Origin of the sequence: Bartonella sp. MR100HLJHH (assembly GCF_042194215.1) — a bacterium.
Classification (GTDB): domain Bacteria; phylum Pseudomonadota; class Alphaproteobacteria; order Rhizobiales; family Rhizobiaceae; genus Bartonella; species Bartonella grahamii.
This window is the reverse complement of record NZ_JBHIMR010000006.1, coordinates 51,168-65,425: the sequence shown is the minus strand read 5'-3', so window position 1 is coordinate 65,425 and position 14,258 is coordinate 51,168. Positions and strand designations below refer to the sequence as shown.

Annotated in this window: 8 protein-coding genes and 1 tRNA gene; 4 read left to right on the top strand and 5 right to left on the bottom strand. The window is 34.8% G+C overall.

Annotated features, from left to right (window positions below; genetic code table 11):
- Positions 1-1,059 precede the first annotated feature (1,059 nt).
- Entirely contained in the window at positions 1,060-2,259 is a 1,200-nt protein-coding gene (locus tag ACFIJ7_RS04905) for an MFS transporter (RefSeq protein WP_375635879.1), read from the top strand.
- Between the two features lie 43 nt (positions 2,260-2,302).
- Here ACFIJ7_RS04905 and ACFIJ7_RS04900 read toward each other — a convergent pair whose 3' ends face one another.
- The 3 genes from ACFIJ7_RS04900 to ACFIJ7_RS04890 form a co-directional block, all read right to left on the bottom strand.
- Entirely contained in the window at positions 2,303-3,730 is a 1,428-nt protein-coding gene (locus ACFIJ7_RS04900; RefSeq protein WP_375635880.1) for an MFS transporter, read from the bottom strand.
- Positions 3,731-3,851: 121 nt separating this feature from the next.
- Positions 3,852-5,066, bottom strand: coding sequence for an NADP-dependent isocitrate dehydrogenase (locus ACFIJ7_RS04895; protein WP_375635881.1), 1,215 nt, complete (start codon positions 5,064-5,066; stop codon positions 3,852-3,854).
- An 822-nt stretch (positions 5,067-5,888) separates the two neighbouring features.
- Positions 5,889-5,963, bottom strand: a tRNA-Glu gene (locus ACFIJ7_RS04890).
- 1,253 nt (positions 5,964-7,216) lie between these two features.
- Between ACFIJ7_RS04890 and ACFIJ7_RS04885 the strand changes: the two genes are divergently transcribed.
- Together ACFIJ7_RS04885 and glpX are read left to right on the top strand one after the other, a co-directional pair.
- Positions 7,217-8,533, top strand: a complete 1,317-nt coding sequence (locus ACFIJ7_RS04885; protein WP_375644743.1) for a homoserine dehydrogenase — start codon at positions 7,217-7,219, stop codon at positions 8,531-8,533.
- Positions 8,534-8,676: 143 nt separating this feature from the next.
- The gene (gene glpX / locus ACFIJ7_RS04880) at positions 8,677-9,663 is read left to right on the top strand and encodes a class II fructose-bisphosphatase (protein ID WP_015856516.1); all 987 of its coding nucleotides are present in this window, start codon (positions 8,677-8,679) and stop codon (positions 9,661-9,663) included.
- Positions 9,664-9,767: 104 nt separating this feature from the next.
- Here glpX and ACFIJ7_RS04875 read toward each other — a convergent pair whose 3' ends face one another.
- The gene (locus tag ACFIJ7_RS04875) at positions 9,768-10,874 is read right to left on the bottom strand and encodes a branched-chain amino acid aminotransferase (RefSeq protein WP_015856515.1); all 1,107 of its coding nucleotides are present in this window, start codon (positions 10,872-10,874) and stop codon (positions 9,768-9,770) included.
- A 305-nt stretch (positions 10,875-11,179) separates the two neighbouring features.
- On the opposite strand from ACFIJ7_RS04875, the gene ACFIJ7_RS04870 reads away from it, so the two are divergent.
- Positions 11,180-11,452, top strand: a complete 273-nt coding sequence (locus tag ACFIJ7_RS04870) for a membrane protein (protein ID WP_015856514.1) — start codon at positions 11,180-11,182, stop codon at positions 11,450-11,452.
- A gap of 179 nt (positions 11,453-11,631) precedes the next feature.
- Here the strand turns inward: ACFIJ7_RS04870 and ACFIJ7_RS04865 are convergent, their stop codons facing one another.
- Positions 11,632-14,157 carry an SPOR domain-containing protein gene (locus tag ACFIJ7_RS04865; protein ID WP_375644742.1) on the bottom strand — a complete coding sequence of 842 codons (2,526 nt, stop codon included), beginning with the start codon at positions 14,155-14,157 and terminating at the stop codon, positions 11,632-11,634.
- Between the last annotated feature and the right edge of the window lie 101 nt (positions 14,158-14,258).

The window sequence follows — 14,258 nt, the reverse complement described above, 5'->3', positions numbered from 1 at the left end:
GACTGTTTAAAGCAACAATGTTAATGAGGCGTTAGCGAACTCTTAAAGAAGTATGAAAATTGTATTTTTATGAGCTAATTTGTGTTTTTTATTACTAAAGGTAAAGAATGGGTTATATACAACCGTATAGATAAATTTTAGAAAATTAAAATAAAACTAAGCTAAGATTATAACATTTTAAATATTATAATTGTATATTTTAAGTTTTCATTATTTTAATATCTTAATATAAGTATTACTTACAATAGATTTATATAATATTATTAATATATAAAATAAAAAAATATATTATGTCATAAAAATTTAAACATTAATCACGATAATTACCATATTTATAAAATATCGATAAATATATTAAAATAAAAATTATTATATTTGTTTTCTGCTCTGTTTATAGAATTTATCTGAAAATAAGCATATATATTTACGTGAATATTTTAATTTAAAGATAATGAGTTAGATATCTGATGCGATTCCTCTGTTAGAGGAGGGAGGGGTAAAGCTGCCTAAAAGAGGATATTTAATAAATCTAGAAACCAAGCACTATTATCATGAGAGTTCTTAAAGGATTCTATAATAATTTATAAGAATGGCGTAAAGTTGAAATTATAGCTTATCAATTTGGATGATCTGCATTTAGATAACAAAAATAATGCAACAATAATTTTGGGAGAAGTTTTATTTTTGTATCAAGATAATGATGAGATGTGGTTCACTTGTTTGAAGTGCATTATTCGACAAATTTTAGAATTATTTATAGGGTATAGGATATCGTTGCAAAATAAAGGTTTTACTGTAAAATCGGAACTGCTGAAAAGAGGAGACAAATTTTATTATCTGGCAGATTCGATAAAAATAGGTGAATACATCTATAACTTTGAGGTTTTCAAAGATTTTCCGTTAAAGAACTTACTTAAAACTCCATAAAATGCTTTATATATCAAAATATTTCTAAAACTTTATTGGGGACTATTGGGCATGCGTATAACAATGTTTTGAATTTTTGTTTGTGTATATTACAGATATCTACAGTTAAAACTCTTATCCAGAAGTGATGATATGAGGGATTCTTATAAACAAAAAGTTCTTGCATTGGGAATTGATTCGAGAATACGGCGTTTAATAATTTTAGCTCTTGCCGTGGGGAGTTTTGCTATTGGTACTGCAGAGTTTGTTGCAATGGGGCTACTGCCAGAGATGGCACGAAGTTCATATGTTGATATTCCTACCGCTGGTCAATATATTTCTGCTTATGCATTAGGAGTTGTGATTGGAGCACCTCTTTTAGCTGTGGCAACAGCTCAGGTATCACGCAAAACTGTTTTGATAGGATTGATGCTTTTTTATGCTTTAGCAAATATTGCTAGTGCCTTTGTTTCTGATTTTAGCATATTAGTAGTATTACGCTTTCTCAGTGGACTTCCCCATGGAATCTATTTTGGACTTGCGGCTATGGTTGCCTCTTCAATGGTAGAAATGAAAGAACGTTCTAAAGCTGTTGGATATGTTATGCTTGGCTTAACAATTGCAACCGTTTTGGGAGCACCCAGTGCTACTTGGATTGGTCAACTTATTGGTTGGCAGATTGCTTTTGTCCTTGTTGGTATGATTGCTTTATTATGTTGTTTGCTTATTTGGAATTTTTTGCCTTGTGATTTAAGTTTTCCAAAAACGAATCCTTTGCACGAAATGGGTGCATTAAAGCAAAAGCAGGTATGGCTTCTTTTGTTTATGGTTTCGGTGGGAGCGTCAGGATTATTTTCTGTTTTCACTTATATCAAGTCAACATTAATGCATATTTCTGGTGTTTCACTTGAGTGGGTACCATTTATCATGCCGCTAGTTGGATTGGGAATGGTGGTAGGAAATCTCTTGGGGCCTAAATTAGCTGTTAAAATTGGTATTTCGCCGATGATATTTTTTTCTATGCTTTGGAGCGTATTTGTTTTTTTTCTTTTTTTCTTTTTATCCTATGCTCCGTTAACAGCGGCAGTAGGATGCTTTTTTGTTGGGACTTCTTTTGCTGCTATGCCTTCTATACAAACAAAAATTATGGATGTTGCACTACAGGGACAGATTTTGGCAGGAGCATTAATGCAGTCTGCTTTTAATATTGCCAACGCTCTTGGTGCAGAATCTGGAGCATTAGTTTTAAAATTGGGCTATAGTTATGAATATACAGCTATTTTAGGAAGTGTTCTGACTTTGTGTGGGTTAATGATTTTTTGCGTCTCATGGTATATGGAGAAGCATACTTAACATTTCTTTTAACTATTAAGAGAAAAAATATTTTTTTATTTATTTAGTTATTTGATTGTCCTGTTGGGTTTTTTAATATGCGATAGGAAACGCGTAGAGCAAATGGAATACCAAGACAAAATAAAAGACCGATGAGTACGACAAGAAGAGTCTTGGCGGCTGAAATCATTCCTACTATTCCTCCAGGATTAAAGAGACCAGCAAAATTGGTGATTGTTCCTGCAAGTGTTGCACTTAACGCGGCTGAAAATAGCTGTACAGAGGTAAGGGATTCGCTAGCACGTAGAGTATCTTCATTGTTTGCACATTGTAAGATCCGTGTTAACAAATGCGGCCACGCTATGCCTGCGCTAATCCCGATAGAAAACAATGCTAAGCAAATGATAAAAATATGTTCAGATGTAGAATCTTTTATTGGAATGAGCCATAAAAGACTGCTTATACCGAAAAGGCTTAATATGGGGGAATACACAATAATGCTGCGAACTTTTTTTGCGGATATACCAGCACTTGATAGAGAACCGCATGTCCAGCCTAAGCTCATGAGTGACGCTATATAACCAGCAATAAGTGGGGCTTGTCCATGAAGCTCTTGAAGAAAAAGTGGAAAATAAAGCTCTACGCTATACACGACTGTCGTCATAACGAGTATCAATGCATAAATAGAAAAAAACTCAGAAGAGAAGGAAAAGGATTTATGCGGTAACATGGGATGAAGTGTGGATGATTCGATCTTTGCTAGAACAAAGAAAAGGGTTAATCCAATAACTAATCCGCAAATTTGCGCAATTGTGGTATTTATAGCACTACCAGCAGAAATAATAAAAATTAATAAGATGAGTATGGAGAGTTGTAGGAGAGGAAAAGGGGATGTTGGAATCTCTCTTTCATTTTCTTTTGGTAAAACTTTAAGAGCTATGAGCAAGAAGATTATCGCTAATATGCCGATAACCCAAAAGGATGCTCTCCATACGCCATAATGTACAGAAATGCCACCGATAGCTGGTCCTAACAAGGTTGATATTCCCCACATTCCAGAGATGATACTCAATGCATGTGACCATACAGATGGACTAAAAACAAGACGCACCATAGAATAGGATAGGGATAGTAAAGAGCCGCTTCCAAATCCTTGAATAAAGCGCCCTATTAAAAATAATGGCATAGCCGAAGCTGTAGCACATATGAAGGTACCAAAAGTAAAAATAAAACCAGAGATCACATAAGCTTTGCGAGGACCTGTTTTCTCTAATATTTTTGTTGCAAGCGAAGTCCCAAGGAGCGACGCTGTAATAAAAACAGTTGCCACCCAAGAATAATACAGTCCATCGCCAAGATCACTCATAAGAGAGGGTAAAATAGTAATAACCACATAAACGTTAGTAGCGTGCAACACTACACCGCCTATAAACGTTAAAAAGCGAATACCATTTTTACCTAATAAAAGTGCAGACCAGCTTTTTTTTTTCACTGTTTTTGCTATTCAGTAAAGAGTTGACCTTTTTTATTTATAAGGCAGTTATCTGAATTTGCCAAGAAAAGATTCAAAGCCCTCCTTTCGCAGAGCTTTGGAATTTAAATGAAGTGATAACTTAATTGTTCACAGCTTTTTTAAGATTTTCATCAATTTTATCAAGAAAACCTGTTGTAGAAAGCCATTTTTGTTTAGGTCCAATCAAAAGCGCGAGATCTTTGGTCATAAAACCTTCTTCAACGGTCTTAATACAAACTTCTTCTAATGTTTTGGCGAAGTTTTTTAATTTCTCGTTGTTATCTAGTTTAGCACGGTGCGCCAGTCCACGTGTCCATGCGAAAATAGATGCGATAGAATTTGTTGATGTTTCTTCGCCTCTTTGATGCTGACGGTAATGGCGTGTTACTGTGCCGTGTGCTGCTTCTGCTTCAACAATTTTACCATCTGGTGTCATAAGAACAGAGGTCATGAGACCAAGGGAACCAAAGCCTTGAGCAACAATATCAGATTGAACATCACCATCATAGTTTTTACATGCCCATACATAGCCCCCTGACCATTTAAGTGCAGAAGCAACCATATCATCAATGAGGCGGTGTTCGTAATATAATTTACGGTTTTCAAATTCAGTTTTAAATTCCGTATCAAATATTTCTTGAAAGATATCTTTAAAACGACCATCGTAAGTTTTTAGAATGGTATTTTTTGTTGAAAGATAAACTGGAACATTCCGTTGTAGTCCATAATTAAAGGATGCGCGGGCAAAATCACGAATTGACTCGTCAAGGTTATACATAGCCATAGCAACCCCTGCGCTTGGGGCATCAAAAACATCATGTTCAATAACTTGATTGTCATCACCTACAAATTTAATACTTAATTTCCCTTTTCCTGGAAATTTAAAATCTGTTGCCTTGTACTGATCACCAAAAGCGTGACGTCCGATAATAATTGGCTTTGTCCAGTTAGGAACAAGGCGAGGGACGTTTTTACAGATAATGGGTTCGCGAAAAATGACTCCTCCTAAAATATTGCGAATTGTGCCATTAGGTGATTTCCACATTTTTTTTAGGTTAAATTCTTTAACGCGTGCCTCATCAGGTGTGATGGTTGCACATTTTATACCAACCCCATATTTTTTGATAGCATTGGCAGAATCGATTGTTACCTGATCATTGGTTGCATCACGATTTTCGACGGAAAGATCATAATATTTGAGATCAATGTCGAGATAGGGATGGATTAATTTATCTTTGATATATTTCCAGATGATACGGGTCATCTCATCCCCATCAAGTTCAACAACGGGGTTTTCTATTTTGATCTTTGCCATTAGAAGTCCTTTTTTTTTAAGCGATACTACTTTATAGCACTTTCAAGTTTATAATGAAAAGTAAAAACAAGGGAAAAAAGCATTCAAATATGAGCTTTTAGAATATATTATCAATTTTTAGAATATATTATCAATAGAGTGTAAATTTTGTTGGAGGGTTTAATTTTTGAATAGAAGTTTTTTGAAAAGAAGTGATGTGTTTGCAAATCTATAATTATTCTATGATTGATGAAGAATCTGTTTAATAGATAAGGTAGTTAGATCACTGGGGGCAGGGATTATGCATTTTTATTATCAGAGTTTCCATTTAATAAGTTGATCGTATTCTAAATTATAGTTTCTTGATTTGTTGTGTTAGGTGAATAAGAATCTATTTTTATATCGCATTTCAATTCTAAGATTACGGTCTGCTTGTTTATAGAAAAGTTTAATGTGATGCACAGGCACTGTAATTAGAAATGCTTCATATAAAATGCGTTTTGGGGTAAATTTCAGTTTTGAAGGTTGGAAGAAACGTATAAATGATGTGGCTGGTTTTAATTTAAAAATTAACGGTATACGCAAGAATATGGCTTATAAACTCACCGGATCACGAGCTATAACCCTCTAATTTTTATATTTTATCGATTTTTATTGTTATTAACTGTGCGCAGTAAAACACTATCCTCGAAATGCAACAAAGAAATCAGTTATCTAATGATTCTTGTATCTTTTTTACGAAGAGATCCCTTTAAAAATCTTATTCCCTCGTTTTTATTTATGCATTCCTCATTTTTTAAAATACGAATAAAATGAATGTATTACACATAGAAAAAAAGATGATGGTACGCCCAAGGGGAATCGAACCCCTGTTTCCGCCGTGAAAGGGCGATGTCCTAACCGCTAGACGATGGGCGCAAACCATTGATGAGGCTTATAGAGAGGATCTTTTTACTTCGCAAGCCCTCTGTGTCATTTTTTTTGAAAAAAGTGTGTTTTATTGAATAATTTTTGAGCAATTCCTGTTTGGATTGTTTCTTTTCAGTTTGAGTAGTAGGCAAAAATGATCAAAATATTATTTTAAATGTGTTTATTTTTTGCATATTTTATCGTTTGTTATCTTTGCTTGCACATGAGAATATTATTTAACTTGCCTGAAAGAGCCTTTATACAGAAGATTTCTCATTTGAACTTATCATAAAGCAAAAAACTGTATAATTTGTGAAGTAAAAAGACAATATTTATTACCAAATAAACAAATAATACCAATCATACAAAAGTTTTTTGAGGCATAAGCCATAGCTTAGTTTCAGTTTTAAAAATATAAATAGATTCTGTATGATGAAAATGAAAATATTAAAGCAATTTTTACAGAATATATTAAAAATATTTTTCTTATCTTTACTTTTACATGTTTATAAGGAAATTAAAATTAAAACCCCTTCATTTGTTCCCTCAAATGTTGAGAAGGTTATTTATTTGAAAATGAATTAGCATGGGTAAAGGGTAGATTGAGGTTTTTGTCATTTCAATTCGCTAGTTTTTCAAAGGGGTGGCAGTAAGTTTAGGTAAAATATTTGAGTTTTGCAAATTTATTCTCCATATTTATAACATTTCAGAATTATGGTGTGCACATATTAAGTCTTGTTTTTTACTTTAATGTAAGGTTCTATTTTGATATATAAGTGCATTAAGATTTTTGCATTAAAGATTTATATTTCAAACTATGGAATGGTAGGAAGAAATGTGTTATTATTTACTGATCTACTTTGTTTTATCCATTCTCTTAATTTATCATATGAAAGAATGTTTTTTGTTCCGTATTTGTTAATTTAGAAGAGATGTTTTTATTCTTTCTTACTAAGTCCTTAATATTCTTTAACTTGTTATTGATTATTTTTTAGAACTTTTCTTTATGGCAACTTGCATTTATCAGTTTTACAGATTTTTATTCTGAATTAGATATTTTATAAAGATTCTGAAATCTTTGAAGACAATAAATATTATATTTTTAGGAATGTTGATTGAACAAGCGGGGATAATTCTATTGGAGAACATGAAGTGAATAGAGCGGAGTATTTCTTTTGTTCTTATGGATGTAAGTACTCTTTGTGTTGATTGGCACATCATTTAAACGATTTTTCAGTGAAGATAGGGATCAGTGGTTAATAATGGCAGAAGCTTTAAAAGTTGGTGTTGCGGGACTTGGTACGGTTGGTACTTCAGTTGTTCGAGCTCTATGTGAAAAAGCGAATAGTTTAGCTTGTCAATGTGGGCGATTTATCAAAGTCGTTGCTGTTAGTGCGCGCGATAAAAACCGTAATCGTGGAATTGATCTCAGTGATATAAAATGGTTTGATTCACCTGTGGAGTTGGCTGCTTCTAATGAGATTGATGTTTTTGTAGAGTTAATTGGTGGTGAATTGGATGTGGTGTACACCGCTGTTAAGAGAGCGCTTGAGGCGGGACATCATGTTGTAACAGCCAATAAAGCCCTTCTTGCTCGACATGGAGTAGAGCTGGCTATAATTGCAGAAAAAAAAGGTATTTTTCTTCATTTTGAAGCAGCTGTTGCAGGGGGAATTCCTGTTATCAAAGCGATGAGAGAATCACTTGTCAGTAATCACATATCTCGAATTTATGGTATTCTCAATGGAACCTGTAATTATATATTAACACGCATGTTTACGGAAGGTCTTTCATTTAAAGATTGTTTAGCAGATGCACAGAGACTTGGGTATGCTGAAGCAGATCCAAGTTTTGATATTGAGGGAAATGATACTGCTCATAAATTAGCTTTGTTGACAAGCTTGGCATTTGGAACAGCTGTTTCGTTAGATGATGTTTATGTTGAAGGAATTCATAATATTTCGCAAATTGATATTCGAGCAGCTGATGAATTAGGGTATCGGATTAAGCTTTTAGGGGTTGCATTAAAAACGGATTCTGGAATAGAGCAACGCGTTCATCCGACAATGGTACCAACATCTTCAATGATTGCACAGATAAATGGCGTAACCAATGCTCTTTCTATTCAAAGTGATTTATTAGGTGAATTACTGTTTTCTGGTCCTGGCGCCGGAGGAATGGCAACAGCATCAGCCGTTATTGGTGATTTGGCTGATATAGCAAAAGCGCGTTCTGGTTTTCAGTATGCACCTGTTTTAAGACGTCCAGCATTAGAACTTACTCCTCATAAAAAAGCACGTATTTCTCATCATGCAGGGGGTTATTTTATTCGTTTAAATGTTCATGATCGTACTGGTGTTTTTGCCGCGGTTGCAAGGCATATGGCTGATAATCACATCTCATTGGAGTCGATTGTTCAAAGATCTTTTGTAGAAGATCAAATTGAAAAAACAATTATTTTAATTACGCATGAAACAACAGAGGTGAATGTACGACAGGCACTTGCAGAAATTGAAAAAGATGGACATCTTGTTGCAAAATCTCAATTTATTCGTATTGAGCCTATGGCAGAGAATTGATAACTTTCTTGATAATGACAAAAAGGCAAGCTTGAGTTCTTTTGTCTCTTGTGGAAAATTTTCATCTTTGCCAAAAACTTTATTCTTAGTATTTAATAAGGACTCATATTTTTTCTGGTATTCATTCGGTAGGATTTTTTCATATGCCCACAACTCAGAAGATTTTAAATGGACTTGATCGTATTTTGACGCTTGAATTGGTACGTGTTACTGAACGTGCTGCTGTTGCTGCTGCACGCTGGCGCGGGCGTGGCGATGAAAAAGCTGCGGATCAGGCTGCTGTAGATGCAATGCGGCAGGAACTTAATCGATTGCCTATTGATGGTACAGTGGTGATTGGTGAAGGTGAGCGGGATGAAGCGCCTATGCTTTATATTGGAGAAAAAGTAGGTCTTCAAAGTGGATTGGCGATCGATATTGCACTTGATCCATTAGAGGGAACAACACTTTGTGCTAAAAATATTGCCAATTCTTTGGCAGTAGTTGCAATTGCTGAAAAAGGTAATCTCCTTTACGCTCCTGATGTTTATATGAAAAAAATTGCTATTGGTCCTGGTTATCCAAAGGGAGTAGTAGATATAGATGCTTGTCCTACCGATAATATCCATGCTCTTGCGAAGGCTAAAGGAGTGGCTGTTAATCAGATTGTTGTTTGTATTATGGATAGGCCTCGTCATGAAAAATTAATTAATGAAGTACGAGCGACAGGGGCATCGATTCGCTTGATTGGGGATGGAGATGTTGCTGCTGTTATTGATACAACTGATCCAGAAGAAACAGGTATTGATATCTATATGGGGATTGGGGGAGCACCTGAAGGTGTTTTAGCTTCTGCTGCTTTGCGCTGCATTGGAGGACAGATGCAAGGTCGTTTGCTGCTAGATACAGAAGAGAAAATTGCTCGTGCAGCTAAAATGGGGATTAGTGATCCCAATAAAGCTTATACAATGGAAGAAATGGCAAAGGGTGATGTTTTGTTTGCAGCAACAGGGGTAACAGATGGCAATATGCTTTCTGGTGTTAAATTTACATCTCGTTACATTCAAACGGAAACTCTCGTAATGCGCTCCCATACGGGTACAGTCCGTAATATTAAAGCGCAGCATAGAGATCATTCAAAATTTGATTAATGTTTTCTTTTTTCGTCATTAAAAATAGAGGGAGTTTTTTAGGAAATACGCTTCCATGAATCTATTTTCATGGAAGCATTTATAGATATGAGAATATCTTATTATTATGAGAGCTGGACAGAATGAACCCAGCCATTTTTATCTTCTATGTTCCCTTTTTGAAGGCCAACCAATTGTGTACGAAGCTGCTTTGTAACTTCTCCAACTGTTTCATTTCCAATAATAAATTCTCCCCCTTTATATTTAAAACGACCAATTGATGTGACAACGGCAGCTGTACCACAAGCAAAGACTTCTTTAAGGTGTCCACTCTTTGCATCTTCTTGAAGCGCTGCAAAAGAATAAGGACGCTCTTCTATTTTTAATCCCATTTGTTGAGCTAATCTTAAGATTGAATCACGAGTTATCCCTGGAAGAATAGTGCCGTTAAGCGCAGGGGTTACAAGTGTACTATCTGCCATAATAAAGCAGACATTCATACCACCAAGTTCTTCAATCCATTTATGTTCAATCATATCAAGAAAGAGTACTTGGCTACAATTATTTTGCGTTGCACACTTTTGTGCCAGTAAGCTTGCTGCATAGTTTCCGCCACATTTTGCAGCGCCTGTGCCCCCTGGACCAGCGCGGCTATAATCTGTTTCAATCCATACACTGACAGATTTTTCTTCTCCTTTGAAATAGGATTCAACTGGAGAGGCTATGATACAAAAAAGATATTCTTGAGAAGGGCGGACTCCCAAAAAGTTTTCATTGCCAAACATAAATGGACGGATATAGAGGCTAGCGTTGGGATGATCAGAAACCCATTTTTGATCAATTTTTACTAATTGATGAACGGCATCCAGAAAAATATCTTTTGGCAATTCTGGCATAGCTAAACGCCTCGCTGATTCTATAAAGCGTTGTGCATTGGCATCAGGACGGAAGAGCAAGATGCGCCCATCTTTTGCTCGATATGCTTTTAAACCCTCAAAAATTTCCTGTCCGTAATGTAAAACGGTACTTGCAGGGTTAATTTCTAAAGCTTTGTATTGAGAAATGATGGCATTATGCCAGCCTTTGTCTTCAGTCCATTGAATAGTACACATGTGGTCTGTAAAAAATTGACCAAAACCGGGATTTTTTAAAATTTCTTCACATTTTTCTTCTGACAGAGGAGATGGGTGTTTTTCTATTTTAAAGGGAAGCGACGATATAGGAGATTTCATAAAAAACCTTTTGAGTATGTTTCATTTTTATTAATAAAAATAATGAGATATTTTGATCACAACTCTATTATTAACAAAACCTTTGTGTCAATGTTTTATTATAAAACACAAAGAGGTTTATTATAGAATTCAAAGGCTATTATAGATATTTTAATTCTACTCTCGCCTCTTTTTCTCAACTTTATAAAGTAAGCTGGAACTTTTTTCTATAATTATCGTTTTCTCAAAATAGGTATCTGAATAATTTCATATATGCATATTGTCTAGAAATTAAAAGGTAAGGGAATTGAGAAAAGGAATCTACTATGATTGATAAAAATTATCACACATATGAAGAACGTATGGCAGCAGAAAGAAGAGATAGTGAACAACGTGTTTCAATTGCTAAGGGTATTTTTGCTATTCTTCTTGCGGTCGTTATTATCTGGTTTGTTTTTGGTTTTTTAGGATCTTTTTTTGCAAAATCTCCTGAACATAGTTCGCGTTATAATACTCCAGAAACAAGCCAAAGCGTAACAACGCCCAAAAAAGATTTAAATTCGCTTCCTTCTGTACCTTATACTTATAAGGGTACGTAGTGATTTTTTCATAAATATAATCTTTTAGATAGGACGCAAATCGACGTAGATTAAAGAATAAAGTCAGAACAAAGACATAAAAAAGATTAGACGATTTTAATTTCTGAAGTTTTTGATAAGTAATTAAATGGTATGGAAATAAATAATGCAACGGTTTTAACAACCGTTGCATTATTGGTTTAGCGTGTGATGAAGCAACTTCCTCCAGAACTTTTAATGGATTCACAAAGGATTATGGCTTCATTACGGTCTTGTGTTTGAATCCGAACACGGTAATAAGTACCTTTTCCTGGTATAAAAGCGGGTTGAATATTTAAAGAACGGGCACCGATAAGGAATCCAAATTTAGATTTCATATTTTTTAAAGAACTTCTAGCTAGCTCATGCGTTGGCTGAGATGCAAGTTGTACGTAATAACTTTCTGAATTTTGTGCTGCGACTCTGTTTGGTGATGTGGGGCGAGATGCGGCGGGTGTTTCAACTTGTGTATTTCTTTCTGCATGAGAAGGAATAGGGATAAATTTTTCTTCAATATTTGAGCTAGAAGTATTTTCTGCGATTATTTTATCAATATTATTTTTGAGATCAAGGTCTATTTCTTGATTGTTTATATCCGAATCATGCGACGAAACAAGGGACGAATCTTGAAGTTCATTAGGAGTTTGATCAATGTTTTCTTCAGATTGAGCAGCAGTTTTGCTCTTTGTTTGATGTACGGGAGCTAGTGTAACTGTACCATCTTGATTTACAATAACAGTTTGTACTTCTTGCGTGGGAATAGTATGGTTTATGGCTTCTGTGACTGCATCTTCAACATCAGATTCATTTAAAGAAGAAGATGAAGCGTTTGAAGATTCTTCAGGATTTAATTCTTTTAAATTTTCAGGTTGTTCAGAGTTATCAATAAGAAATTGTTGTGTGTTTTCTTGTTTTTCATTTTGTTCAGTTGTTTGTTTATAGATATCTAAATTATGTGCAACATCATTTTTCGGTTCAGTTGTTTCTGGTTTGAATTTAAAAGGCGCATTATCAGCGTGGATAATGATCGTTTCTTCATTTTTTTGTGATGGCATAAAAAAGTGCGAATAACCAGCAAATCCAATTCCTATTAAAATAAGTATAAAAATACCTTTAATGAAATTTTTACCAAAAATAAAACTTTTTAAGGGAGGAGGAGCTGGTGGATGCGTGGGAACTTCATTTGAGCTTGTGTATGATGAATTCTCGCTAAAAGGGGGAAAATTATATTCCATATTGGCAGAAGAAAAATAGTCGGAATTTTGTTCTTTAGAGTTTATATAAACACTTTCTTTTGAATTTTGCATAGACTGATGAAAAACCTCATTTTTCTGTTGTTTTTGAGAAAAATTATCCGTTGGGACATTTCCTACATTAAGTACATCAGCAAATTCTTCTTCTAAACCACCACTAGTTGGCACATCATATTCTGGCGCTTCATACGGGACTTCTGGAACCATAATAGGGCCAGTTTTTTCTACGATTTCCTCTGAAAATTTATAAGTATCAACATTGGGAGGGGGAGTATCTCTGTGCGTATAGTTATGGGCAAAAAAGCCATCCGTTTGTTTTGTATTCAAAGAGGCTGATGAGGAAAGAAACTCATCTGAATTATTTTCATTATATGAAATTTCTCTATTTGGGTTAGAGGTACCTTCGGTGTTATTGATGTATTGGGCTTGAGCCTCATTATATATTGGAACTTTTTCGCTATAAGTTTCTTGTTGTGAAGGGTTTTCTTCAAAAAAATGGGGATAATTGGTTGTATGATCCTCTTGTGAAGCCCCCTTTAAATAAGATTGTCTATCAACTGGTGGAGAATCCAAAGGTGAGGAGAATGTACTTTTTGTTTGATTTCTTGCAGTGTTTTGTCTTTCTGACATAAGGTTAGAAGATGAGAAAAACTCATTTGCCTCTGTAGAAGAGGAGATATCAGGATAAGAAGAGGAGACATCAGAATAATCTTTTTTGATCCAATTTTCTTGATCAGCTGAAATTTTATAGGGATGGTTTACAGGAGTGTCATAGAGGTTTTGATTGTCATCATAAGTTTGTTGTATATTCGTAGTTTTAGGCTGTTGTGAATTTGTTTGTGAAAACCGATTGGTTTGTTCAACAGATTCTGGAATCTCTTTCTTATTTTCGCGCCTTTCAGATTTATCAAAAAAGAAATTTTCTGATTCTGATTGTGAAATAAGATTACTTTTTTTAAGAAACGGATCAGCACTGGTTGCTGTTGTTTTCTGTTGAGGGGATTGATTCTTTGGGATTGGTAATGGAGAAAGCTCATCTAAAATTTGTTCTTCATCATGACTGCTAGGTGAAGAATATTTCTCTTCAAATAAATTATTTTGTTTTGAATGGTTGAAAGAAACAGTTTGTGCAATATCTGAGGCTGTTGCGTTGCTGGTTGCATGCAAGTCCCATTGTTTTTTTTGATCATCAAACGGTAAGTCATGTGCTAAATTATTTTCAAGTTCCTCTTCTAGAAAGGACAAATCAAAATCATCATCATGGGATGATGTTTCGGGGTGAGATGTTGATCGATCTGTCTGTAAAGAAGATTGCTCATTTTGGTTTCCGCTTTGTTTGTGCGGATTAAAAATGCGCGTAAGCCTTTCCAAAGGATCATGGTGTTCATGATCGTGTTTTGTTTCGTGTAGATTTTTGCGATCGTTATCGCTCATAGCTTTTCTCACATGGTGATTTGCATCTGCGTGCAATCAATGGTTGATTTTGATTTGTTATATTAAAATTATAAATTTTCCCCCTCTCATGCAAGGATACA

Bases quoted from the DNA above. Each gene is read 5' to 3' on its own strand.
- ACFIJ7_RS04905 (WP_375635879.1), top strand. From the start codon at position 1,060: ATGAGGGATTCTTATAAACAAAAAGTTCTTGCATTGGGAATTGATTCG.
- ACFIJ7_RS04895 (WP_375635881.1), bottom strand. From the start codon at position 5,066: ATGGCAAAGATCAAAATAGAAAACCCCGTTGTTGAACTTGATGGGGAT.
- ACFIJ7_RS04885 (WP_375644743.1), top strand. From the start codon at position 7,217: ATGGCAGAAGCTTTAAAAGTTGGTGTTGCGGGACTTGGTACGGTTGGT.
- glpX (WP_015856516.1), top strand. From the start codon at position 8,677: ATGCCCACAACTCAGAAGATTTTAAATGGACTTGATCGTATTTTGACG.
- ACFIJ7_RS04875 (WP_015856515.1), bottom strand. From the start codon at position 10,874: ATGAAATCTCCTATATCGTCGCTTCCCTTTAAAATAGAAAAACACCCA.
- ACFIJ7_RS04870 (WP_015856514.1), top strand. From the start codon at position 11,180: ATGATTGATAAAAATTATCACACATATGAAGAACGTATGGCAGCAGAA.
- ACFIJ7_RS04865 (WP_375644742.1), bottom strand. From the start codon at position 14,157: ATGAGCGATAACGATCGCAAAAATCTACACGAAACAAAACACGATCAT.